Source organism: Ectobacillus ponti (genome assembly GCF_024294785.1).
In the GTDB taxonomy this organism is placed as follows: Bacteria; Bacillota; Bacilli; order Bacillales; family Bacillaceae_G; genus Ectobacillus; species Ectobacillus ponti.
The window spans coordinates 244,750-269,064 of sequence record NZ_JANCLT010000002.1 but is presented as its reverse complement, the minus strand read 5'-3'; the positions used below and the strand labels follow the sequence as shown (position 1 = coordinate 269,064).

Sequence of the window (24,315 nt, the reverse complement as noted above, 5' to 3'; positions counted from 1 at the left end):
TATGGCAGTCCGGCTGTCATAGCATGCACCATGCCTTAGACCCGTGACTTTGCGTCTCTACCTTTCAGTAGATTTGCCTTTTACGTCCTAATATGATATTTGAGTACACTTATCATTATAGAACGAACTATGTATAAATGTATATAGTGTATACTTAAATATGTATTGACAAATTACCACATTTTGAAGTTTTAGTAGAGTATGAAATTGACGCATGCTGTAGGATGCCAGTGTTTCCGCTATCAAGCATGCAGAACCACCAAGGTAATCCCAGTTGCATTGTCGAAAAATGAGGAAATTTATCAATAATAGAAAGCGCTTTCCGTACTTCTTCGGATTAACAATGTGAGTAATTAGTATTGTAAAACATGCTATTTATTTGTATTATCAGTTATGCGTATATTCAATTTTACAGTACGGAGAGCGTAGAATCGGAAAAAACGAATATTTTTGGAGGGGAATATGGAAGCAACAATTAATTTAAAAGAAATGCTTCAAGTGCTGCAGAAGCGCTGGATGATGATTGTAAGTATCACAGGTCTGGCAGTTGTATTGGCAGCAATTGTGAGCTTCTTCATCATCACGCCAGTGTATCAAGCATCTACGCAAATTCTTGTTAATCAAAAGCAGAAAACTGATAGTGAGCAAGTTCAATATAATCAGGTCCAAACAAACCTGCAGCTAGTAAATACATATAGTGTGGTCATTACCAGTCCGGCTATATTGGAAGAGGTAATTGGCCAGCTTGACCTTAATACCACTGCGGAGAAATTGGCTAAAAATATTTCGGTTACCAGCGAAAAGCAGTCACAAGTGATCTCTGTCAGTGTGCTGAACACGAGCCCAAAAAAGGCTGAGGCAATTGCCAATACGATTGCTGAAGTGTTTAAAGAGCAAATCAAACAAATTATGAATGCAGATAACGTGACCATTCTGGCCAAGTCTGTACCGGCAGACACGTTGTCTCCGGTTAAGCCGCGTCCGTTCCTGAACACTGCCATTGCTGCTGTAGTTGCTTTAATGCTTTCAGTCGGCCTCGCCTTCTTGTTTGAATACTTTGATACGTCTGTAAAGCGGGAGCAGGACGTGGAGGATATACTCGGCCTCCCGGTGCTTGGCGTAGTTGCTCAAATGGATACGGTGAAAGGCAAAGCAGTAACTCATACAACAAGAGTGAGGAGGAAGGCAGTTGGCTCTTAATTTTGGTTCTAAGCAGAAGACTTTCCAGGGCGAGCGGCAGCTCATTGCCCATACAACGCCCAAGTCGCCTATCACGGAACAATATCGAAATATTCGTACAAACATACAGTTTGCAGCAGTTGGTGAACAGTTTCGCACATTAATGTTTACCTCAGCGAATCCTTCAGAAGGAAAAACAACTACGACAGCCAATACAGCCGTTGTATTTGCCCAGCAGGGCCAGAAAGTGTTGCTTGTAGACGCGGATCTGCGAAAGCCTGCAACCCATACCATTCTAAGAGAGAAGAATGTAAACGGGTTAACAAGTGTGCTGGCAGGCCAACATCCGCTGGAGAAATGCATTCGCCCTACGCTTGTAGAGAACTTGTACTTCTTGTCCGCAGGGGCCATTCCGCCAAACCCGGCGGAGATGCTGGGATCATCCAGAATGAAGACCTTGACGCAGGAAATGCTGGAGCAGTTCGACCTTGTGATCTTTGACACGCCGCCTGTGCTGGCTGTTACAGATGCGCAAGTATTGGCGAATCTCTGCGATGGCATTGTATTGGTCGTTCGCAGCGGCCGGACAGACAAGGATGCCGCATTGAAAGCGAAGAATTTGCTGCAGAACGCAACAGGAAAACTGTTGGGAGCTATTCTGAATGATAAGCAGCAAAAAGAAAATGAGCATTACTATTACTACGGAAATTGAGGAGGAGAGCTGCAATGATTGATATCCATTCTCACATTTTGCCAGGCGTAGATGATGGCGCCCAAACAATGGAAGACGCCATTGCTATGGCGAGGGCTGCTGTAGAGGCCGGTATCCATACAATTATTGCAACGCCCCATCATCAAACAAGCAGATATTATAACGAGAAAGAGGAAGTCTTGCTGCGTGTGCGCGAGCTGAATCAAGTGCTGAAGCAGCAGGATATCCCTCTGCAGGTTCTGCCCGGACAAGAGGTTCGCCTCTACGGTGAATTACTTGAAGACTTGGCAGCCGATAAAGTACTGACGCTGAATGACACCGGGGAGTACATGCTTGTGGAATTTCCATCAAGCCATGTCCCCCGTTACGCAGAATCCCTGCTGTACCGATTGCAGCTGGAGGGAGTCACGCCTATCATTGCCCATCCCGAGCGCAACACGGAGATTGCCGAGAATCCCGATGTTTTGTACAACCTGGTGGAAAAGGGGGCATTGGCCCAAGTCACTGCTGCCAGTGTCGCCGGAGAGTTTGGAAAGAAGATTAAGAAGCTGTCTCTGCAGATGATTGAACACCAACTGGTGCATGTGCTGGCTTCCGACGCTCATAACATTTCAAATCGTTCATTCAAAATAAAAGAATCAAACGATGTTATTGAAAAAGAGCTTGGCTTCCAGGTCCTGTCTCAATTGCAAGAGAATGCGGAGGCCATTGTCAGCGGCAAATACATGCACAAGGAGCAGCCAAGGCAGCTTCGGATGAAAAAATTCTTTGGTATTTTTTAATCGCTCAGTCATATAACGGACTTACAAAAAAGGTAATGTCTCCTTACCTATATCAATGGAGGCACTCGGTCATGCTGTGGGGGGAATCCTCCCTTAGACGCCAGTCGTCGCGGGTATGATGTGAGGATGGGTTAAATGCCCGTTTTCCTTTGAAAGACTTAATGGCACGCTGGGTGGCAATCTTGCGTGCCATTATTAATTTCAAAATGTTTAAGATTTATATCATTACATAATGTCTACCTATTCAATGTTGCAATCCTTACATTGTCTTATGCTTTAATTTGTCGGGAGAAACTCCTTTGACAAGCCTATACAAAAACTGCCAGATAGAGTGGTAGGTCACATAAATTACTATATCTTTCGAGAATACGTGAAAATAAGCTCTATGGGAGAGAATGAAATGAAAAAAGTAAGAAAAGCGATTATTCCAGCCGCCGGGCTAGGAACAAGATTTCTGCCTGCTACTAAGGCCATGCCCAAGGAAATGCTTCCTATTGTTGATAAGCCAACCATTCAATACATAGTAGAAGAAGCAATTCATTCCGGAATTGAAGACATTATCATTGTAACTGGCAAAGGAAAGCGTGCAATTGAAGATCATTTTGACCATATGTTTGAATTGGAACAAAATTTGTTAGAAAAAGGAAAGCTAGAGCTTCTGGAGAAGGTACAGGCTTCCTCCAAGATGGTAGATATACATTATATCCGTCAAAAGGAACCAAAGGGACTTGGTCATGCTGTATGGTGTGCACGCAATTTTATTGGTAATGAGCCATTTGCCGTTCTTCTTGGTGATGATATTGTCCAAGGGGATAAGCCTGGCTTAAAGCAGCTTGTGGATGAGTATGAGAAGACACAGGCATCTGTCATAGGTGTTCAGAAGGTATCCATGGATGAGACACACCGTTATGGTATTATAGACCCTATTTCACAGTCTGGCCGCTGCTATCAAGTAAAGCAATTTGTGGAGAAACCAGAGCATGGAACATCGCCATCCAACTTAGCAATTATGGGACGCTATGTCCTAAATCCGGAAATCTTTATGTTCTTAGAAGAGCAGAATGTTGGTGCCGGCGGGGAAATTCAACTAACAGATGCTATTCAACGCCTCAATGAGATTCAACGTGTGTTTGCTTACGACTTTGAAGGTAAACGGTATGATGTCGGGGAAAAATTAGGTTTTATTACAACTACAATTGAATTTGCATTACAGCATGAGGATTTAAAGAATCAGTTAATGAGGTATATGACTGAAGTTATACAAAGAGAGAGTGTTTCAGTATAAGAATGGGAGGGAGAGAATGTGAGCGTTGTGAAATCAACGGTGAAAGAAATAGCAACGGAAGCAACCAATTCATTAATTGCAGGAGAGATAAAAGTTGCTTGGTCCTATGTGTTTTTTAAACGAATGATAGATTTGGCGGGCGCTGTATTCGGAATGGTTCTCTTGTCTCCACTATTTTGTGCGGTGGCAATTCTCATTAAAATTGAAGACCCAAAAGGTCCTGTATTCTTTAAACAGGTTCGAGTGGGAAGAGATGGAAAAGAGTTCTATATGTTTAAATTTCGTTCCATGGTTACAGATGCGGAACAGAGACTTCAGAACTTGCTCAAGCATAATGAAGTACAGGGGGCAATGTTTAAAATGAAGGATGACCCCCGTATTACAAAAGTGGGAAAATTCATACGCAAGACCAGCATAGATGAGTTGCCGCAGCTTTGGAATGTACTGAGAGGCGATATGAGTTTGGTTGGACCTCGTCCACCGCTTCCGCGTGAAGTGAAAGACTATACTGCCTATGATATGCAACGGCTGCTTGTAGTACCAGGATGTACGGGACTTTGGCAGGTCAGCGGGCGGAGCAATCTCAGTTTTTATGAAATGGTTGAGTTAGATATTCAATATATTCGAACAAGAACATTATGGGTAGACATTAAGATCATTGTAAGGACTATAGGCATGCTATTAGGTTCAAGAGATGCATTTTAGATAATTAAGCTTAAAGTCTTAATATATTGTTTTGATAATGAAGAGTTTGCCGGAGAAGGTTTATTTGGGTGTCTTTATGAATATGACAAGCATTTAAGGAGCAAAGCATGACAAATATATGTATGGTTTGTATGAATTCCTCAAGAGGCGCAATAGGGGATTCCTTTAAGAACATTTGTAACAGCCTAAAGGATAAGAAAAACATCTATATCTTAAAAAGTGATTGTTATATGGATGAAGAATTTGAGTTTGAGAAAAATAAAGTGCATAATCTGAGCTTTAATAAAAATGACACATACTCCTATTTGAATATGAAGAAGTGGGGCGAGATAAGTAAGTTCTTGAAAGTTAATCAGATAGAACATGTGTTCTTTTATTCCGAAAACCCATTTAATATAGTGATTAAATATCTAAGCTTTCGCACACCATACTCCTTCTGGTGGCATGACCCTGTGCCTCATTCTGGAGTAAGTAAGTTAAAGCAAATGCTGTTTTATTTTCACTCCTTCAACCTGTTAGCGGGAAAAAAGCATAGACACACATTTGTTGCTAGTGATCGTTTGCGGAGTATGGTTTTGCAGACATACAAGCATATAAGCGATAGAAAAATGAAGATAGTCAATTTGCCATTCATGGAGGAACTGACTCAATACTATAATCCAGCTGTTGAACAATCCAGGGAATATGATTTTATATTCTTCGGGCGTATCGAAGAATACAAAGGTTTGGACATACTTTACCAGGCACTGGAGAAGTTAAATGAAGAAAAAGCAGAATATAAGTGTTTAGTTGTTGGAGCCGGAAATATAAATAAATATTTTCCTGCCGGTTATGATCAATCCAATATAACTATTATCAATGAATACGTCAGTAATAAGGATTTGGCTGCCTATATTGCCAATGCCAAAACGGCTGTGTTCCCTTATAAAGATTCTACTGCGACACAAACGATACAAACTGCCTTATATTTTGGCTGTAATGTTATCGCATCAGATACAGGAAGCTTTAAGGAGTACTTGAAGGGAAAGGAAGATTATTTTGGAATGATCTTTCCGCCAAATGATGCGCAAAGGCTGTATGAATGTATGAAAGAATCTATGGCTAAAGGTAACTTTGATACGGACAAATATATGCCAGAGCTATTGGAGAAGTTCGACATAAAGAGCGTTTCTCAAAATCTGTATCATATTTTAATGGATGAGAATAGGTGAGAGTATTGAAGGTTCTAAGAGGCATAGCTTATATCATCCTAAGCTGGATGAAGATGATTTTCTTTGTGAGTATCGCAAAGTTTTATAGACAGTCCAAGATTAAAAAAGGTGTAAATTCTAAAATTTATTTCAATGCATTTATTAAATATCCGGATCATATAACGCTTGGGGATAATGTGTTTATTAATTATGATTGCATTCTGTGGGCAGCCCCCAATGGAAAGATTAAAGTGGGCAATGATGTATTACTAGGCCCGGGTGTGAAAATTATTGCATCAAATCATGGGACATCTGCAGAACAGTTGATTAGATTAAACCCCTGGGATGATGGAGATATTACAATTGAAAACGATGTATGGATAGGGGCTAATACAATAATTTTGAAAGGAATTACGATTGGGCAAGGAGCTGTTATTGCGGCCGGTTCAATTGTGAATAAGGATGTGCCTCCATATACAATTTATGGCGGTGCACCAGCAAAGAAGATACGAGATCGTATATGAAGTGTAAAATTGAGGGATGATTATGCAAAAAAGCTGGTACTTGAATATAACTTTCTTTTGTTTCTTATTTTTGCAGGCATTTATAGTAATTACAATTGCAGAAGGCATTCTTCCCCCCAAGTACTTTTATGACGCCAATACAATTAGAGACCAGTTTGCGCTAGCTCAACAATTTCCTTTTTCCTTTTCGACGGACTCTTTCATAAATACAGCCAAATTCTATCAATTACTTGGATTTGATAAATTAGGAATTCGTGTCCTCGAGGGATATGGAAGCTATGTTCTTGTGTATGTATGCTTAATTGTCATTCTCGTAAAGGCCAAAGCACATTTATCAATGAAGGCAATAACCATAGTTGTAGTGTGGAATGTACTTTTCGGAATATATCTAGGGCAACTAAGCAAAGACGTAATAGCATTTATTACCATTACATTGCTCCTGCTAATAATTCTGTTGGAGAGAAAAGCATCTGTTGTAGCTTATATCGGTTTATTCATTTTGTATGCATTACTATTTAGGACATATTGGTTTATCTATTTGTACTTTATTCTATTAAATTACATCATAATATTCAATTCATATAATACAAAAATTTTCTCACGGAAGTTTTCAAAGCTGTTTTTCTATGCTGCAGCAATAATAGTCTTGTTCTTTGCAGCGGATTTTGTTGGTGTACATTTAACAGATTCCCGCTCTGAAGTAAATATGTACCGTCTAGACAGTTCAGATGCAGTAACAATACTGATTAATCCTTTCGATAATAGTAGCTTCCTGACAGATGCATTAAATTGGATTATTGTGTGGTTTCTATGCTTCTTTCCAATCATGCTATTTAAAAACATGAATCTTCTTGTTTTATGCTTTGTTGGTTGGAATCTTTATAATACCCACTTGATTGCAAAAATAATTAAAAGCGGCTTTGTAAGCAGCAGGCCTTTAAAGCTCATAGTTTCCATGATTATTTCTTTCTCAGCAACACAGGCTTTGTTTGAACCAGATTTAGGATCTCTGTTGAGACATGAGCTTGCAGTAATACCGTTATTCATATTTCTGTTCTTAAAATTTACTGCTCAATTTGAAAAGAGAAAGGAGATGGACAAGGAATATCATGGAGCATAATTGCGGCAAAGTGAAGATCGTTTACATATGTGAGGCAATGGGTGGAGGTGTCAGAAGACACCTCTTAGATTTACTTAATCATATAGATTTATCCGAATACAATGTATCTGTAATATACGGAGGAGAGAGAGTAGACCGTGTATTTGCTCAGTCTATAGCACAGTTAGAGCAAAAGGGGATACACCTTTTCCAAGTTAATGAAATGGGAAGAGAGATTTCTCTTACTGCAGATATAAAAGCTTTTTTGAAAGTGATCTCCTTATTGGCAAAAATTAAGCCAGCCATTGTACATTGTCATAGTTCAAAGGCTGGTGGAATAGGACGGATTGCAGCCAGACTCATTGGGGTTAGGAAGGTTTTCTATACACCGCATGCATACATATTTCAAGACCCCAACTTATCTTTAAGAAAAGGCTTAGCCTTCCGTTTAGTTGAGAGGGTTCTAGGGTACATAACAACGCGTACAGTACATGTTTCAAAGGGTGAAGAGTCTGTTGCCCTACAAGAGAAGGTTATATCAAAAGATAAATCAGTTGTCATTTACAATGGGATTGAGGATGCTGCGGATGGCCAGCATCAACACTGTAGGGAGGATGATACCTTTACTATAGGAACAGTCGCCAGAATGGATTATCAGAAAAACCCTTGGGAGAGCATCAAAATTATTGAAGCATTGCTCCAAGTACATAGAAACATAAAGTACGTGTATGTAGGTGATGGTCCCTTTCTGTCAGAGATATCCCAATACGTGAAGGAAAAGAATCTCACGGAGAAGATACATGTTATGGGATTTAAAGACAATCCTTCTGAGTACTTAGATAAGTTTGATGTATTTTTATCTACATCTTTATATGAGGGAATGCCTTATGCCTTAATTGAAGCCCTATCTAAAGGTGTTCCAATTATTGCGAGTAAGGTAACTGGCAATGATGAGGTAATCCAGGATACTTTTAATGGTTACTTATATGAGTTGGGGCATATTAATGAAGCTATTGATCTTTTTCATGGTTTGATACGTAATCAGGAAATAGTTGAACAGTTGTCAATAAACAGTTACAAGGCCTTTAAGGAAAAATTCACAATAGGGAAAATGGTGCAGGCCCATCAGACTTTATATAGTAGCAAAGGCTAGATTATGTATAAAGCTTAGCTTTATACCAGGCATTGCTATAAGTCATCTGTTCAATTTGTGAATGAGGTCCGTCAATCCGAGAAACATATGAGAAGGCAGGTGTTAATTCTTTGTTTAAGGATACATTCTTTATGTTTTGCTCCCTAACTGCCCGGTTGGTTTCCAACTTTGTTATCTTTATGCTGCTGGCACGATTATGGGGCGCTGCGGGGTTCGGAGAGTTTATGTATGCCTATACATTAACACTCATAGTTGCAGTATTTATTGATTATGGATTTGTTACTAAGCTGGTAAAAGATATTAGCAGGACACCTGGTAAATTGCATGAGATAGTAGCACGTGCTTTCTATGCAAAAACGGTTTTGGCCAGTTTTGTAGCAATAATTAGTTTAATAGGTGTATGGTTCTTTACAGATATAAATTTCTATTTATTCTGCTGTTTGTTATTTGCGGGGATTTTGGGTTCATATGGGGGGTTCTATGCCTTCATACTCAGAGGGCTCTCAAAGTTTAAGGATGAAGCTACAATACTGTTTTACTCTAATGTGATTTTCTTTTTCATAATTGGATTGTTAGTATTTTTTAAGTGTAATCAGATTGAAGTTGCCATTGGGTTTCTGATAGCCCGCGTTATATATCTTGCCATCTCTGTTTATTATTCGAACAGAATAGTCGGGCGGATACCCCTGCCGCTTACAAGCGTACGTCATGCAATAGTAACATTAAGGCAAAATCTTCCTTATGCGAGCTTTATATTAATAGAGTTTTTGTACTCCCAATTGGATACAGTATGGATACATATGTTTCTTGACGACAGAGGGGTAGGTATTTATCAGGCTGCCTCAAGGATTGTAGTCGGAGGACTTATATTTACAGATGTCCTACAAAACGTGTATCTTCCGCGTATTTCCAGGGTGAGCGATGACATAGAAGCTGTAAAGGTGATTAGTAGGAGTATGCTCAGCCAACTATTATTCGTTGGTTCCATGGGTTCTATTTTACTGGCTGGGTTATCCTATATATCTATAGATATGATATACGGTAAAGCGTATCAAGCAGCAGGCGGAATTCTTAGCTTATTGTCCATTCTAATATTAATTGATTATTTTGGTAAAACCTATGGGATGATTTTGACCATTTCTAACAAGCAGGCATTCCGGGCAACAATCATATTTAGTACATTGCTCATCAATATTATTTTAAATACGTACCTGATTCCTAAGTTTGGTTTATACGGTGTTGTTTGTACTTCCATAGTCTCTGCATTGTTTTTAAACACTGTATATCTCATATTCGTAAAACAAATGATTGGCAGCCTGCTATTGACTAAGTTTGATAAAATGCTGATCGCCGGCACAATCGTTTCTATTTTCATTATGGTATTCTTCCATATATCAAATGTCAGCTTCCACATACAAATCGCATATTTGTTGGCTGTAATTACAATATTAATTTCTTTCTATATAAAAACATATTATTTAAAGCGTTCGAAAGAAGTCTATGCAGACTTGAAATAACATTATAGAGCCGTGCTTTGTCAGTGAGAAGAATTGATATTCCCGATGCGTAGAGGAGGTTCAAAGTTTATGAAATTTATATTACTTTCTGGTGGTTCAGGAAAGCGACTATGGCCATTGTCCAACGATTCTCGTTCCAAACAATTCCTGAAGGTTTTGCAAAATGAGGAGAATGAACTTCAGTCTATGGTCCAAAGGGTATGGGGGCAACTGGGGAAACTGAAATTAACGGATTCGGCTGTTGTTGCTACAAGTAAATCCCAGGTGGAAATGATTCATAATCAAATTGGCAAAAATACACCTATTATCATTGAGCCGGAGCGCAGGGACACGTTTCCTGCTATTGCACTTGCTGCCTCCTACCTGTTTTCAGAAGGCGGCGTACATGAAGACGAGGTAATAGGTGTCTTGCCAGTTGACCCATACGTTGAAGACAGCTTTTTTAGCAGACTTTTAGATTTAGAAGGAGTATTGAGAAGTTCGAATGCAGATTTGGCACTGATAGGTATTAAGCCAACATACCCCTCAGAAAAGTACGGTTATATAGTTCCTAACGTTGAGGAGTCTGCTGAGGGTTACATGAAGGTCAGCCACTTTAAGGAAAAACCGAAAGCAGCTGACGCAGAGAAGCTTTTGCAACAGCAAGCTCTTTGGAATAGTGGAGTTTTCGCATTCAGACTCGGCAGGATCATTTCCCTGCTCAAAGAGAAAGGGCTTCCTGTTTGTTACAATGAACTTTTGGAAGACTACAGTAAGCTTCCCAAAATCAGCTTTGACTACGAGGTAGTTGAGAAGACTGATCATATTGTTGCGCTTCCGTATGATGGTGAGTGGAAGGACCTTGGGACATGGAATACACTTACGGAAGAAATGGGGACAGAAATTCTCGGTAGAGCAAATATGAGCCATGACTGTGAAAATACACATATTGTTAATGAATTAGATATCCCAATTTCCGTATTGGGTCTCTCTAATGTTCTTGTTGCTGCAAGCCCCGATGGCATCCTTGTAACCGAGAAGGAAGCAAGCCCACGCGTAAAGGAACTGGTTGGGGAATTTGAACAGCGTCCCATGTATGAAGAGCGCCGTTGGGGTTGGTATCGCGTTCTGGAGCATACAAAGTACGAAAATGACAATGAGGTTTTAACAAAGCGGATTAAAATTGTGGCGGGTAAAAACCTTAGCTATCAATATCATAATTATCGCCAGGAGGTCTGGACAATTGTGAAAGGCGAGGGAATTCTCCTGCTTAATGATATATTTCATGTGATTCGTGCGGGGGACATAATTAAAATTCCTGTTGGTGCAAGACATGCAGTGAAAGCCGTAACAGATTTAGAATTCATTGAGGTGCAAACAGGAACAGAACTGGTAGAAGCAGATAATCACCGTTTACTCCTCACTTGGCAGGAAATTGAGGAAAAGGGATACGCCCTAAAATAATGGAATGGATGGACCACTAGTAAAATAGTGGTCCATTTTATTGTTGTCTAAAACATTTTATACATGAGAAAGGGAAATGAAAGTATGGAATTGTTAACAATAACAAAGCAGCGTGTACAGGTGGAAGCAATGCAATCACCCATATTCCTGCAGCCTGTCCTACAGGAGCGCATTTGGGGTGGGACGGCTATGGAGAGCTTTGGATATGAACTGCCATCTGTCCGGACTGGGGAATGTTGGGGCATTTCTGCTCATCCAAATGGTCTAAGTATTGTATCAGAAGGGAGATATAAAGGGAGAACATTAGAGCAATTATGGCTGGAGAATCAGGAGTTGTTTGGCCATTATCCGTCCAAGAAGTTTCCGTTGCTGACAAAAGTTTTAGATGCAACAACAGATTTATCTGTACAGGTGCACCCTGACGACAAGTTCGCTTATGAAAACGAAAGCGGAGGTTTTGGTAAAACAGAATGCTGGTATGTTATTGATTGTGAAAAAGACGCGGAAATTGTCTATGGCCATACTGCAAGAACAAAGCAAGAGTTTCAAACAATGGTGAAGAATGGTGAGTGGAACAGTCTTTTACGCCGTGTACCAATTAAACCGGGAGATTTCTTTTATGTTCCGAGCGGTACTATTCACGCCATCTGTAAGGGGACATTAATTTTGGAAACACAACAAAGCTCTGATACAACATACCGTGTGTATGATTATGAACGCTTGGATGACAATGGGGAAAAACGTGAACTGCACCTGGACAAGGCATTAGCTGTTTCAAGTATTCCACATGAGGATACAATGTGGAATATCAAGAAGGTTACAGAAAACGGAGTCACTATTACTACATACATACAAGGAGAATACTTCTCTGTATATAAATGGGAAATTCACAAAGAGGCATTCTTTAAGCAAGACAAACCATTTCAGCTTGTGAGTGTCATTGAAGGAACGGGTATGTTCAAGACAGCGGGAGGAGAGTTCTCTATTCAAAAAGGTGGGCACTTTATTTTGCCCTATGACATGGGGGAATTTATTATTGAGGGGGCTGTGCAACTGATTGTGTCCCACCCATAATAAGCAGCTCATGCCGATTCAAAACAGATTTACAATTCTCTTATAATAGCATTTACGATCCTATTGAATGGGGTATGTTAATCATACTGAAGCGCCTCTAAATAGCTATATCTCAAAGGAAGCAGCCATGACTATGCTAAGGCTGCTTCTACTCTTGGTTCCAATGAATGCCCCAGATGTTTGATCTTGGGAGAACGGCAGTTCCAAGTGCTGATGATGTTTCAGACTTGAAGCTGCCGTCCACAAAATGCGGTTCTTCGTTAATAGCCTTGCCAAAGTCCCCTTAATAGACTAGCTTTTAAAATACTGGTCTACAAGCTTCTTCAGTTCCTCCTTGTTCAAAACCAACTGAGAGTTGTTGTTCTTTAAGATATCATCATACATAGTTTTAAACTCGCCGCTTACCTGATGGTATTGAAGCTGTGTACCAGGGTCAAAATTCTTAACGGCCAGACCTACACTTAACATGTCTGCAGTAGAAAGATTAGTGGCAACGAGGAACTCCGGAACCTTCTTCACCAGTTCAGGCAGCTTTGACACGTTGGATGGGTCCAAGGCCGCCTTGGCAATGCCAGAAATGGCTTCCTTCTGCAGCATTTGGCGGCCATACTCGCCGCTTTGCAGGGAATAACGCTCATGGACAACCTCAGAAACCATTTGGCCGTCAAAGAAGTGTGACCCAGTTGTAATCACCTTGTTTTGGTTTTGGGCATTCCAAGCATGTGTGAGCTTTACTTCAAAAGGAACATTCATGTTGATTCCCCCTAAAGCATCCACCATAGCCTGAAGCCCCCAATAGTTCGTTTGGGCATAATAGTTAAAAGTAATGCCTGTGAGATCACCGATAGCCTTAATGGCTGCCTGTACGCCTGCTTCAGTCCCTTTGTTTGCCTGTACAATGTATTGTACACTTGTCAGCTTTGTGTAGCCGTATCCATCCAGGTACACGCGTGTATCACGCGGAATACTAATAATATGATACATCTGCTTGTCCAAGTCTATATGGGCAATCATCATAGAATCCGTATGCCCAAGTTTGTCGCCTTTTCGCTGATCTGATCCCATAAGGAGAACATTAAATGCATTATGCTTTGTTGGCGCAGCAGGCTTGGCTGCTTCAGATGGGTTTGCAGGGTTGAGAACAGGCACTGTCTGAAAGTGCTGGGATGGCTGCAGCTTCCAATACGCATAGGCTCCTGCTCCTGACCCGATAATCAGGACAGCCAATAAGGTGTACAAAATAACTTTCCATTTTTTCTTCATCATATGTAATCCTTTCTAAAAAAAGCTTTTCCTTGTTTAAGGATAATCGTATATTGCTAATAGGGCAATATATATATTACAGAAAAAATGAAATAATGTTATATTTTGTTTATTTGATAACGAGGTCTTATCAGAAGACTGCAATTTGGTGCAAAATGTTCTACAGAATAAAGGTCTAGAGGAATGCGGCAGTGTCTCCCACAGGGGAATGGTCTAATCATTGTAAGTGATGAACCGGACCTTAATATGGCTGCATCCTCCGTAAACCAGTTATATGTGCAAGAACGCCCAAGCTAAGCATCTGACTCTGCACTTTACGCTGCTGCTGGGCTGCAGCCAGAAGAAACATGATACGCAGTGATATGTACAAGCTCACAAGTGCGTCAATGTAATGTATGTAAAAAGGCCCTTCTGGCATGCAGGCCGGCAAGAAAGCCATATGTGGATCCTATTCCAGTAAGTTAGGCTGTGAGAGTGTACCAACGCTCTGAAAGGAAGGACTCAAGAAACAAGCTTCCCCAGCGCGTGCAGCACTGCCTCCGCCTCAAACGGCTTCACAATGAAATCCCTTGCTCCCGCGCGGACTGCCTCAATGACGATGCTTTGCTGGCCCATGGCCGAACAGACAATAATCTTGGCATGGGGATCACTCTCGCAGATTGTCTGAATGGCTTCAATGCCATTTGCACCCGGCATGGTAATGTCCATGGTCACCACGTCCGGCTTGTGCAGGAAGTATGCCTGGGCTGCCTCCAGTCCATCCCCGGCTTCCGCCACTACTGTATGTCCTGCTTTCTCAAAAATGGTTCGCAGCATGTTCCGCATGAACATGGCGTCATCTACTACCAGAATACGTGCCATATGTAAAACTCCTTCTATTCATATAATCGGATTGAAAGCCCTCTTATGATATTACTGGGCGTTTAGGAATCTAGCAAGCAAAACAAAGCATAGTCTAACATAATAAATCGGCTGCTCCTGACAGCAAAAGCGGCGCAATTCTTCATCCAATAAAGAGCTAATCAAACGTTTGTTTAAATATCATCTAATTCAGACAGAAAGCCGTATTGCAAGATTTCATCAAACGTTTGTTTAAGAGGTGTCATCACTACGTGAAATACTTATAGTTCCGATATATGAATATAGTGATTATCGAAGAATGAAGTAAAAATTTTACATCGACAAACTTCTACATGATTCCGCATCAGCCTCTATTAGAACACCTCTATTTTCAAAACTTCCTCCTCCAAGTCTCAAAACAGCTTTCTATATATAAGAAATTATGAATGAACTATACAACTATTATGCAAAACATGTCGAATTGTGTAATAACATGACTGAAAAAGAAAGCGGATTCAGGTAGAGTCTGTCTATGTTTGTTACAATTTGGTATTGTAAAAGAGTATGGTTGTGCGTATTATTATGTATGTATATTCCCTTAAAAGAACAAATGATTTCATTAAAAAGAAAAAACAGATATATGGAGGAAACTATGGAAGAGACGATTAGTCTAAAGGAACTGTTCCAGGTGCTGCGCAAGCGCTGGCTGATGATTGTCGGCATCACGGGAATTGCTGCGATCGCAAGTGCTATCATAAGCTTCTACTTCATGACCCCGGTCTATCAAGCTTCTACACAAATTCTTGTGAATCCAAAGCAAGCATCAGACACGGCTCTGGTGAAAAGTGATGACGTGCGGTTGAGCCTGCAGCTCATTAATACATATAAGGGCGTACTGACAAGCCCTGTCATTCTGGATGAGGTCGCCAAGGGCTTGGAGTTGAACATGAAGGGAACGCAACTGGCAAAGAACGTGTCGGTCGCAAGCGAACAAGAATCACAGATCCTGACAGTGAACGTAATGAATACAAGCCCGAAGCTGGCAGAGCAAATTGCCAACAAGCTTGCGGAAGTATTCCAAACACAAATCAGCAGCATTATGAAAATTGATAACGTGACCATTCTGGCAAAGGCAGAGCCGGCTGCCGAGCTGAGCCCGGTTAAGCCGCGCCCGCTGCTGAATGTCGCCATCGCCATGGTGGTCGGACTCATGAGCTCCATCGGTTTATCGTTCTTAATTGAGTATATGGATAATTCCATTAAGAAGGAGCAGGAGCTGGAAACAGTCCTTGGCATTCCCCTTCTCGGCGCTGTTGCCCAAATGACAGAAACCAAAGAGAAAGCTGCACCCGCTGCAGTACAGGTAGGAGGAAAAGCAGTTGGCTCTTAAGTCTATCTTCAAACGAAAAGCTGTACAGGGCGAGCGGCAGCTGATTGCGCAAACAGCCCCGAAATCTCCGGTGACAGAGCAATACCGCAACATCCGGACGAATATCCAATTTGCAGCGGTAGGGGCTTCACTTCGTTCTGTAGTGGTAACATCCGCCAATCCGGCAGAAGGAAAAACAACCACCACCGCCAATTTGGCAGTAGTATTTGCCCAGCAAGGCCAACGCGTCCTGCTGGTGGATGCCGACCTGCGGAAACCGGCATTGCATACTGTTTTAAAAGAAAAAAATCTGCAGGGATTAACAAGCGTACTGGCAGGGCAGAAGACGCTGCAGGCCTGCATCCGAAAAACAGCTGCGGACAACCTGTCCTTCCTGCCATCCGGACCGGTCCCACCGAATCCGGCTGAAATGCTCGGTTCACCGAAAATGAAGGACATCCTGCAGGAATTGCAGGAGAAATTCGACCTGATTATCTTTGATACCCCGCCGGCATTGGCTGTAACAGATGCACAGGTGCTGGCAAACATCTGCGACGGCAGCATTCTGGTTGTCCGCAGCGGACAGACGGACCGCGAGTCGGCACAAAAGGCAACAGCCCTGCTGCAGAGCACAAGCGCAAGGCTGCTGGGCGGCATCCTCAATGACCAGGAGCAGAAGGGCCAGGATTATTACTACTATTACGGTAAATGAGGAGGAGACTTGTGATGATTGATATTCATGCACACATCCTGCCAGGGCTGGATGACGGAGCGCAGACAATGGAAGAAGCCATTGAAATGGCACAGGCAGCCGTGCAGGCAGGCATTCATACAATCATCGCAACCCCTCATCACGGAACAAGCAAGTATGAGAATGAGAAGGCAGTTGTGATGGAGAGTGTGCGCCGGCTGAATGAGGAGCTGGGCAGGCAGGACATTGCCCTGCGGGTGCTGCCGGGGCAGGAGGTCCGCATCTACGGAGAACTCCTGCAGGATTTGCAGGCCGGCAAGGTCCTGACGCTGAATGACACCGGGGAGTATTTACTGGTGGAATTTCCATCAAATCATGTACCGCGTTATGTGGAAGCGCTCTTCTATGACCTGCAATGTGAGGGTGTTACCCCCATTATTGCCCACCCGGAACGCAATGCTGAAATCATAGGCAACCCGGATATCTTATACAACCTGGTGCAGAAGGGTGCATTGGCACAGGTGACAGCCGCAAGCTTGTCAGGAGGCTTCGGCAAAAAAATTAAGAAGTTCTCCATGCAATTGGTTAAGCATCACTTGATTCATTTTATAGCTTCCGATGCCCATAATGTATCTACTCGTTCATTCAAGATGAAAGAAGGGATGGGGGAATTAGAGCAGGAGCTTGGCCAACAGCATACATACCTGCTTCGAGAATCCGCAGCTGCAGTAGTAAGCGGAGGCTATATTCATAAGGAAGATCCTAAGCATATTCGGATTAAGAAAATCCTTGGTGGTCTCTTCTAAAACGAATTGTTGTTCTTTTGAAAGAACAGGATGATGTCTCCTTATCCGTATCAATGGAGGCACTCGGTCACGCTGTGGGTGAAGCATTGCCTTAGACGCCGGTCGTCGATGGCGTGATGTGAGGATGGGTTAGATGCCCATTTTTATTCTCTAAAGAGTTTAATTGTACGCAAGGCAGCAGCCTTGCGTACAGTTAAGGTTTTTAGTGTATTTAATATGCCTAATTTTATATTTAAAAAATAATATAAATTTAGGATGTGATCGCTGGAGCATAAAGCTAGTGAGGCTGCTTATTGGTAGATCAAGTATAAGGATAAATTTACATCTATGAAATTCGTTTAAATAAATTATGTAATTAAGGTTTATCTCATTTTAGGGAAAAGGGGGAGAGACAAGTGACGTATAAGAAACGGATGGCATTTCTAGTGTTAGTAGATTCATTGATTGTGTTAACGTCCGTATTTCTCAGTTACTGGTTTTTACATGCAGACTTGGTGATGAAATTTCCAAGAGGACTCATTATTAGCTCAATCGCGCTGCTGGTCAGCCATCACCTTTTTGCACAATACTTTAAGCTTTACAAGAAGGCATGGGAATATGCCAGTGTGCCAGAACTCCTGAACATTTCGAAGGCTGTCACTTTTTCAATTGCTGTCGTGGCTCTTGCCCAAGAGGTTACATCAGGGGATATGTACGTAAGAATTCTCGCTATTGCTTGGATGCTGCATCTTCTGCTGATTGGCGGATCCCGTTTTGTCTGGCGAGTTTTCCGTGATACCTACATAGTAAAGGATAAAAGCAAGAAGCGTACACTGATTGTCGGTGCCGGTTCTGCCGGAACTATGGTTGCGCGGCAGCTTCTAAAAAATCAGGATTCCGAATTCTATCCTGTTGCATTCGTAGATGATAATGAAAGAAAACAACGATTGGAAATCCTGAACATTCCAATAGTGGGGAAGACAGACGCTATTGAAAGCATTGTAGAGAAGTATGAAATTCAAAATGTTATTATTGCGATTCCTTCATTGAACCGCAAACAAGTAACTAAGATTTTTGAACAGTGCACAAAAACTAAGGCAAAAACACAGATTGTCCCTATGCTGGAGGATATTCTGGAAGGCAAGGTATCAGTAAATGAATTCCGGGATGTCCAGGTGGAGGATTTACTCGGCCGGGAACCCGTGCAATTGGATGATGTCGGGATAGGCGAGAACCTTACAGGTAAAACCATTCTTGTAACCGGAGCTGGGGGATCCATTGGATCAGAAATTTGCCGGCAGATTATGAAATACAGCCCAGCTAAAATGGTTTTGTTGGGGCATGGAGAGAACAGTATTTACAAAATTGAAATGGAGCTTCTGAACTTATACCGGGATCGTGTTGAAATTACAACAGAAATTGCCGACATTCAGGATCGCCATAAAATTTTTCAAATCATGGAAAAGCATAGACCGTATATGGTCTATCATGCAGCCGCCCATAAACATGTTCCATTAATGGAGCGTAATCCGGAAGAAGCCGTAAAGAACAATGTAATTGGAACGAAAAACGTGGCAGAAGCTGCTGATACATTTAGGGTCAATACATTTGTCATGGTATCTACTGATAAGGCAGTAAATCCAACCAGTGTGATGGGTGCAACAAAAAGGGTTGCTGAAATGATTGTACAGTACATGGATGAGATCAGCGAAACAAGATTCGTTGCTGTTCGTTTTGGAAACGTGTTGGGAAGCCGCGGCAGTGTTATTCCGTTGTTCAAAAAGCAAATCCGTAAAGGCGGTCCTGTTACCGTTACGCACCCCGACATGATTCGTTACTTTATGACAATTCCTGAGGCATCAAGACTTGTAATTCAAGCGGGATCACTTGCTAAGGGTGGAGAGGTCTTTGTGCTGGATATGGGTGAACCTGTTAAGATTGTGGACTTGGCTAAGAACCTCATTACTCTTTCTGGACATAAGGTAGAGGATATCGGAATTGAATTTTCTGGTATACGTCCTGGTGAGAAGCTATTTGAGGAACTGCTTGGTGAAGAAGAAGTTCATCCGGAACAAGTATTCCCTAAGATACATATTGGAAAAGCAAGAGGCATTAACATAGAGGTAATTATGGACTTTATTACTTCGTTTGAGGGGCTTACAGGGCTGCAAATCAGAGAGCGTTTAATGGAATTGGCCCATTCTAGCCATAATCGTGCCCAAGTGTAAAGCATTCCACGTATGCATTCATTCAAGAGAGAATGGGAACTTGGTATTCCTCAAGTTGTTAGATTGCCGACAATATCTCATCTGAAGAATGACTTGTTAAAGAAAAGGGGTTTTCAGAAATGAGTAATAGAATCTTCCTCTCATCACCGCATATGAGTGATGAGGGCTATGAACTGCAATATGTAAAGGAAGCTTTTGAAACAAACTGGATTGCACCTCTTGGTGAGAATGTAAATCAGTTTGAGAAAGAGCTGGCTACTAAAGTTGGTGCCGAGGCAGCTGCAGCGCTTTCCTCTGGTACAGCAGCCATTCACTTGGCATTAAGGGCAGCTGGAGTAGGTAAGGGGGATATTGTATTCTGTCCAACACTTACATTTGCGGCCACAGCAAACCCAATTATTTATCAAAATGCTGTCCCTGTCTTCATTGATAGTGATGAGGAAACCTGGAATATGTGTCCTAAGGCGTTGGAGGGAGCTTTCAAGAAGTATCCGAATGTGAAGGCTGTCATTGTAGTTCATCTGTATGGGCTGTCAGCGAATATGGATGAAATTATGGAAATCTGCAACAGATATAATGTTCCAGTAATTGAGGATGCGGCTGAAAGCTTAGGAACCTATTATAAGGGAAAGCATACAGGAACTTTTGGTGACTACGGCATCTTCTCTTTTAATGGAAATAAAATTATTACCACATCAGGCGGCGGAATGCTGGTTTCCAACAATGAGGAGAGAGTTGCCAAAGCAAGATTTTGGGCTACTCAATCCAGAGACACAGCAAGGCACTACCAGCACAGCGAATTAGGATTCAATTATCGAATGAGCAATGTAGTGGCCGGTATTGGCCGAGGACAGCTGAAGGTGCTGGACCAACGAGTAGAAAAGAAAAAATATATCTATGGGTTCTACAAAAAAGAACTAGGCTCTTTAGAGGGAGTTCAATTCATGCCGGAGAACGAGTGGGATCAGCCAAATTACTGGCTCAGCTCTATTGTACTCACAGGAAAGGTAAAACCAATTGACCTGATGGATGCATTAGAGAAAGAGAACATCGAATCCCGGTCTGTATGGAAACCAATGCATTTACAGCCGTTCTTTAAAGAGTATGACTTTGTTGGTTCTGGCGTAGCAGAAATACTGTTTGAAAATGGAGTCTGCCTGCCATCTGATACGAAGATGACAGATGAAGACCTGCACAGAGTGGTAGAAACTATAAAGAAGTTGTGGTGATGATAATGAGTGGTGCTACAGGTGGTTTTTATAAGAGATTTGTGAAAAGGCCTATGGATTTTATCTTAGCATTAATAGCAATTATTTTGTTAAGCCCTACGTTTCTAATTGTTGCTTTATTAGTGAGGGGAAAGTTAGGGAGTCCAATACTTTTTAAACAAGAACGACCGGGGCGAAATGAGAAGATTTTTAAAATGTACAAGTTCAGAACGATGACTGATGAAAGAGATGCTGAGGGTAACCTCCTTCCAAATGATGTACGTTTAACTCAGTTTGGGAAATTACTTCGGTCCACCTCTCTCGATGAGTTACCTGAACTTTTTAATATTTTAAAGGGTGATATGTCCATAGTAGGGCCAAGGCCGCTGCTAGTTGAATATCTATCCTTATATGATGAACAGCAAAAACTCCGTCATAAAGTAAGACCTGGATTATCAGGACTAGCTCAGGTTAATGGCAGGAATGCAATTAGTTGGGAAGAGAAATTTAAGTTTGACGTTCAATATGTAGATCATGTCAGCTTCCTAGGTGACTGTAAAATTATTTTCTTAACTATCAAGAAAGTGCTCATTCGAGAAGGGATTAATTCAAATAACATAGTTACCATGGAGCGGTTTCAAGGAACTAGAAAAGGAAGTGTTAGTTCATGAAGGAAAAGCTTCTGATTATAGGTGCTGGAGGGCATGGAAGAGTAGTTGCAAATATTGCATTAAGTATGGAAAGATGGAAAACTATCAGTTTTTTGGATGATAGTGAAAAACTAAAGGGATTTGTGGGTATTAATGTCATAGGAAAAATCTCTAACATCCATAAGTATGTTGAGGATTATGACATTTTCGTAGGTATTGGTAGTAGCAGTATAAGAGAAGAACTTCAAAAAAGTGCTCAAATGCATGGTGCTCATATTCCTACTCTAATTCACTCAAGTGCAATAATCGGTGAGCAAGTCAATATTGGTGCTGGAACGGTGGTAATGGCCGGCACAATTATTAATTGCTGCACAACTATTGGAGAGGGCTGTATTATTAATACCGGTTCTACAGTAGGTCATGATGGAGTAATTGGGGATTATGTTCATGTGTCTTCTGGAGTTAATCTAGCTGGAACGGTTAAGATAGGAAATAACTCTTGGATAGGTATTGGTAGCGTAGTAAGCAATAATATAAAAATAATCAACAACTGTAAAATTGGTGCGGGTGCAGTGGTAGTAAAGGATATAAATATACCTGGAACATACATAGGAGTTCCGGCTAGAAAGATTAGCTAATAAAAAATTATAAAGGTTGGGGCATGTAAGTTGAAAATATTATACGTCACCACAATATCAAATACAGCTAACACATTCCTAGTTCCTCACATAAGAATGTTAGTTGAACAAGGGCATCAGGTAGATGTGGCATTTAATATTAAACAAGATGTCAATCCAGATCTCTTGCAACTTGGATGTAAAGTGCATGAGTTGGAGTTTCAAAGGTCTCCTTTAAATAGAAAAAACTATTCAGCGTATAGAAAGCTGAAGAAGGTTATAAAAGATGGCACATATGACATAGTTCATACACACACACCTATTGCCTCTGCTTGTGTACGGATGGCCTGTAGAGCATTAAAGAGTGTTAAGGTAATATACACAGCACATGGATTTCATTTCTTCAAAGGGGCGCCTCTTAAGAATTGGTTAATATATTATCCTATTGAAAAGTGTCTAGCAAAATATACGGATGTTTTAATTACTATTAATAAAGAGGATGCTGAGAGGGCTAAAAAATCATTTAATGCAGGAAGAGTTGAATATATCCCTGGAGTTGGTTTAAACACAGAGAGAATTAACAATACCCATATTAATTGGTTAAGTAAACGCAAAGAGTTGGGAATACCACATGATGCATTCGTTATAATTTCCATTGGCGAACTCAATAAAAATAAAAATCATGAGACGGTTATTAGAGCTATTGCAAAATTGGGAAACCCTAAAGTTAGGTATTTAGTGTGCGGTGTTGGACCTTTAATGGAATATTTAGTAAACTTATCTAAGGAATTAGGAATAGAAGACCAAGTAAAGCTTTTAGGTTATCGAGGGGATGTAATTGAAATCTGCAAAATGTCCAATATCTTTTGCTTCCCTTCAATGAGGGAAGGATTAGGTATGGCAGCATTAGAGGCGATGGCTTCGGGACTCCCTATTATTACATCAGATGTACATGGGATTGTTGATTATTCCCTTCAAGGTATAACAGGCTATACTTGTAATCCAACAGATATAGATGCATTTGCCCAAGGTATCAAAGAGCTCTCACTGAACCCTGAATTATGTAAAAGGTTTGGTAACACAAATATGGAAGCTGTAAAAGGATTTAGTTTGTCTAATGTTCTTAGACAGCTTAAACAGATATATGGTGCATAAATGGCCTAGATGGGAGGGGGATATAATGCCTAAGGTTAGTGTGGCAATGAGTGTTTATAATGGGGAAAGGTACCTAGCAGAAGCTATAGAATCCATCCTAAATCAAACCTATTCAGAATTTGAATTCATTATATGTGACGATGCCTCTAATGATAGATCAGTCATTATAGTAGAAGAGTACATGAAAACAGATAGCAGGATAACTCTTATTAGAAATGAAAAAAACATGGGTCTAGCAGCTTCACTCAACAGATGTATAGAAGTGGCTCGAGGAGACTATATCGCTAGAATGGATGCAGATGATATTTCCTTCCCTAATAGATTTCAGGAGCAAATAAGTTTTTTAGACAATAACCCCAACATTGCTTTTGTATGTGGGGGTGTACATCTAATAGATGAGAATGGAGTATGGGGGAGCAGGCTAAGTAAGACTCCGCTGACTAAGGAAAATGTCTATAAGTATCAACCTATTGCACATCCTACCACTATGATAAGGAAGGATGTTTTAAAAGAAGTAGATTATTATACGGTCGCACCTTATACAGTTCGCGGACAGGACTTTGATCTCTGGTGTAAGATTTATGCAAGAGGTTATATTGGTATGAATATAGGAGAGTTTGTACTCTATTATAGGGAAGACAAGGATGCTTACAAAAGACGTCGTTTTAAGTATCGTGTAGATTCATACAGGATAAGAAAACTGTGGAGGCTCAAGTTGGAATTTCCACTTTTTTATGATATTTATGCATACAAACATATTATAGCTGGTCTAATACCTAAGTCGTTTATGGGTAAATATCATAAGAAGAAATTCAGGAGTAGCTGAAAAAACTTTAAGATTAAATT

Annotated in this window: 23 protein-coding genes and 1 riboswitch; of the genes, 21 read left to right on the top strand and 2 right to left on the bottom strand. The window is 41.0% G+C overall.

The genetic code is table 11. The features are described from left to right. Positions 1 to 88: riboswitch (cyclic di-GMP riboswitch) on the bottom strand. A 374-nt stretch (positions 89 to 462) separates the two neighbouring features. From NK662_RS04815 to manA, 12 genes are all read left to right on the top strand, one after another. Further along, the gene (locus NK662_RS04815; protein WP_254757771.1) at positions 463 to 1,200 is read left to right on the top strand and encodes a YveK family protein; all 738 of its coding nucleotides are present in this window, start codon (positions 463 to 465) and stop codon (positions 1,198 to 1,200) included. Then, entirely contained in the window at positions 1,190 to 1,891 is a 702-nt protein-coding gene (locus tag NK662_RS04810; protein ID WP_254757770.1) for a CpsD/CapB family tyrosine-protein kinase, read from the top strand. The genes NK662_RS04815 and NK662_RS04810 overlap by 11 nt, the downstream gene beginning before the upstream one ends. A 14-nt stretch (positions 1,892 to 1,905) precedes the next feature. Continuing rightward, positions 1,906 to 2,673, top strand: coding sequence for a tyrosine-protein phosphatase (locus tag NK662_RS04805; protein ID WP_254757769.1), 768 nt, complete (start codon positions 1,906 to 1,908; stop codon positions 2,671 to 2,673). Positions 2,674 to 3,073: 400 nt separating this feature from the next. After that, a complete protein-coding gene (galU, locus tag NK662_RS04800) occupies positions 3,074 to 3,958 on the top strand; it encodes a UTP--glucose-1-phosphate uridylyltransferase GalU (RefSeq protein ID WP_254757768.1) in 885 nt (294 codons plus the stop codon). 75 nt (positions 3,959 to 4,033) lie between these two features. Next, the gene (locus tag NK662_RS04795) at positions 4,034 to 4,663 is read left to right on the top strand and encodes a sugar transferase (protein WP_368736054.1); all 630 of its coding nucleotides are present in this window, start codon (positions 4,034 to 4,036) and stop codon (positions 4,661 to 4,663) included. A 230-nt stretch (positions 4,664 to 4,893) separates the two neighbouring features. Then, positions 4,894 to 5,874 (top strand): glycosyltransferase, encoded by a 981-nt coding sequence (locus NK662_RS04790; RefSeq protein WP_254757767.1) that lies wholly within the window; start codon positions 4,894 to 4,896, stop codon positions 5,872 to 5,874. Then, a complete protein-coding gene (locus NK662_RS04785) occupies positions 5,871 to 6,377 on the top strand; it encodes an acyltransferase (protein WP_254757766.1) in 507 nt (168 codons plus the stop codon). The genes NK662_RS04790 and NK662_RS04785 overlap by 4 nt, the downstream gene beginning before the upstream one ends. A gap of 22 nt (positions 6,378 to 6,399) precedes the next feature. Then, positions 6,400 to 7,497: a hypothetical protein gene (locus NK662_RS04780; protein WP_254757765.1), complete on the top strand. Its 1,098-nt coding sequence runs from the start codon at positions 6,400 to 6,402 to the stop codon at positions 7,495 to 7,497. A gap of 10 nt (positions 7,498 to 7,507) precedes the next feature. Next, on the top strand, positions 7,508 to 8,629 hold the full coding sequence (locus NK662_RS04775) for a glycosyltransferase (protein WP_254757764.1): 1,122 nt from the start codon (positions 7,508 to 7,510) through the stop codon (positions 8,627 to 8,629). Positions 8,630 to 8,739: 110 nt separating this feature from the next. Beyond that, positions 8,740 to 10,146 carry an oligosaccharide flippase family protein gene (locus NK662_RS04770; RefSeq protein ID WP_254757763.1) on the top strand — a complete coding sequence of 469 codons (1,407 nt, stop codon included), beginning with the start codon at positions 8,740 to 8,742 and terminating at the stop codon, positions 10,144 to 10,146. Between the two features lie 69 nt (positions 10,147 to 10,215). Further along, positions 10,216 to 11,589: a sugar phosphate nucleotidyltransferase gene (locus tag NK662_RS04765; protein ID WP_254757762.1), complete on the top strand. Its 1,374-nt coding sequence runs from the start codon at positions 10,216 to 10,218 to the stop codon at positions 11,587 to 11,589. A gap of 129 nt (positions 11,590 to 11,718) precedes the next feature. Further along, positions 11,719 to 12,663, top strand: a complete 945-nt coding sequence (manA, locus tag NK662_RS04760; RefSeq protein WP_254758028.1) for a mannose-6-phosphate isomerase, class I — start codon at positions 11,719 to 11,721, stop codon at positions 12,661 to 12,663. 291 nt (positions 12,664 to 12,954) lie between these two features. On the opposite strand, the gene NK662_RS04755 is transcribed toward manA, so the two are convergent. Then, a complete protein-coding gene (locus NK662_RS04755; protein ID WP_254757761.1) occupies positions 12,955 to 13,926 on the bottom strand; it encodes an LCP family glycopolymer transferase in 972 nt (323 codons plus the stop codon). A gap of 501 nt (positions 13,927 to 14,427) precedes the next feature. After that, positions 14,428 to 14,787, bottom strand: coding sequence for a response regulator (locus NK662_RS04750; protein WP_254757760.1), 360 nt, complete (start codon positions 14,785 to 14,787; stop codon positions 14,428 to 14,430). 631 nt (positions 14,788 to 15,418) lie between these two features. Here NK662_RS04750 and NK662_RS04745 point away from each other — a divergent pair. From NK662_RS04745 to NK662_RS04705, 9 genes are all read left to right on the top strand, one after another. Then, positions 15,419 to 16,156 carry a YveK family protein gene (locus NK662_RS04745; protein WP_254757759.1) on the top strand — a complete coding sequence of 246 codons (738 nt, stop codon included), beginning with the start codon at positions 15,419 to 15,421 and terminating at the stop codon, positions 16,154 to 16,156. Then, on the top strand, positions 16,146 to 16,847 hold the full coding sequence (locus tag NK662_RS04740; RefSeq protein ID WP_279663613.1) for a CpsD/CapB family tyrosine-protein kinase: 702 nt from the start codon (positions 16,146 to 16,148) through the stop codon (positions 16,845 to 16,847). Before NK662_RS04745 ends, NK662_RS04740 begins: the two co-directional genes overlap by 11 nt. Before the next feature lie 14 nt (positions 16,848 to 16,861). After that, complete coding sequence (locus NK662_RS04735; RefSeq protein ID WP_254757758.1) at positions 16,862 to 17,632, top strand: tyrosine-protein phosphatase; 771 nt, start codon at positions 16,862 to 16,864, stop codon at positions 17,630 to 17,632. A gap of 395 nt (positions 17,633 to 18,027) precedes the next feature. Beyond that, positions 18,028 to 19,839, top strand: a complete 1,812-nt coding sequence (locus tag NK662_RS04730) for a polysaccharide biosynthesis protein (RefSeq protein ID WP_254757757.1) — start codon at positions 18,028 to 18,030, stop codon at positions 19,837 to 19,839. Positions 19,840 to 19,958: 119 nt separating this feature from the next. Next, on the top strand, positions 19,959 to 21,068 hold the full coding sequence (locus NK662_RS04725; protein ID WP_254757756.1) for a DegT/DnrJ/EryC1/StrS family aminotransferase: 1,110 nt from the start codon (positions 19,959 to 19,961) through the stop codon (positions 21,066 to 21,068). A 5-nt stretch (positions 21,069 to 21,073) separates the two neighbouring features. After that, positions 21,074 to 21,718 carry a sugar transferase gene (locus NK662_RS04720; RefSeq protein WP_254757755.1) on the top strand — a complete coding sequence of 215 codons (645 nt, stop codon included), beginning with the start codon at positions 21,074 to 21,076 and terminating at the stop codon, positions 21,716 to 21,718. Next, complete coding sequence (locus NK662_RS04715; RefSeq protein WP_254757754.1) at positions 21,715 to 22,335, top strand: acetyltransferase; 621 nt, start codon at positions 21,715 to 21,717, stop codon at positions 22,333 to 22,335. Before NK662_RS04720 ends, NK662_RS04715 begins: the two co-directional genes overlap by 4 nt. Before the next feature lie 30 nt (positions 22,336 to 22,365). Then, positions 22,366 to 23,469, top strand: a complete 1,104-nt coding sequence (locus NK662_RS04710) for a glycosyltransferase family 4 protein (RefSeq protein ID WP_254757753.1) — start codon at positions 22,366 to 22,368, stop codon at positions 23,467 to 23,469. Between the two features lie 25 nt (positions 23,470 to 23,494). After that, positions 23,495 to 24,295, top strand: a complete 801-nt coding sequence (locus NK662_RS04705) for a glycosyltransferase family 2 protein (RefSeq protein ID WP_254757752.1) — start codon at positions 23,495 to 23,497, stop codon at positions 24,293 to 24,295. The last annotated feature ends 20 nt before the right edge of the window (positions 24,296 to 24,315 follow it).

Bases quoted from the DNA above. Each gene is read 5' to 3' on its own strand.
- NK662_RS04815 (WP_254757771.1), top strand. From the start codon at position 463: ATGGAAGCAACAATTAATTTAAAAGAAATGCTTCAAGTGCTGCAGAAG.
- NK662_RS04805 (WP_254757769.1), top strand. From the start codon at position 1,906: ATGATTGATATCCATTCTCACATTTTGCCAGGCGTAGATGATGGCGCC.
- galU (WP_254757768.1), top strand. From the start codon at position 3,074: ATGAAAAAAGTAAGAAAAGCGATTATTCCAGCCGCCGGGCTAGGAACA.
- NK662_RS04790 (WP_254757767.1), top strand. From the start codon at position 4,894: ATGGATGAAGAATTTGAGTTTGAGAAAAATAAAGTGCATAATCTGAGC.
- NK662_RS04780 (WP_254757765.1), top strand. From the start codon at position 6,400: ATGCAAAAAAGCTGGTACTTGAATATAACTTTCTTTTGTTTCTTATTT.
- NK662_RS04765 (WP_254757762.1), top strand. From the start codon at position 10,216: ATGAAATTTATATTACTTTCTGGTGGTTCAGGAAAGCGACTATGGCCA.
- manA (WP_254758028.1), top strand. From the start codon at position 11,719: ATGCAATCACCCATATTCCTGCAGCCTGTCCTACAGGAGCGCATTTGG.
- NK662_RS04755 (WP_254757761.1), bottom strand. From the start codon at position 13,926: ATGAAGAAAAAATGGAAAGTTATTTTGTACACCTTATTGGCTGTCCTG.
- NK662_RS04750 (WP_254757760.1), bottom strand. From the start codon at position 14,787: ATGGCACGTATTCTGGTAGTAGATGACGCCATGTTCATGCGGAACATG.
- NK662_RS04745 (WP_254757759.1), top strand. From the start codon at position 15,419: ATGGAAGAGACGATTAGTCTAAAGGAACTGTTCCAGGTGCTGCGCAAG.
- NK662_RS04735 (WP_254757758.1), top strand. From the start codon at position 16,862: ATGATTGATATTCATGCACACATCCTGCCAGGGCTGGATGACGGAGCG.
- NK662_RS04725 (WP_254757756.1), top strand. From the start codon at position 19,959: ATGAGTAATAGAATCTTCCTCTCATCACCGCATATGAGTGATGAGGGC.
- NK662_RS04720 (WP_254757755.1), top strand. From the start codon at position 21,074: ATGAGTGGTGCTACAGGTGGTTTTTATAAGAGATTTGTGAAAAGGCCT.
- NK662_RS04715 (WP_254757754.1), top strand. From the start codon at position 21,715: ATGAAGGAAAAGCTTCTGATTATAGGTGCTGGAGGGCATGGAAGAGTA.
- NK662_RS04705 (WP_254757752.1), top strand. From the start codon at position 23,495: ATGCCTAAGGTTAGTGTGGCAATGAGTGTTTATAATGGGGAAAGGTAC.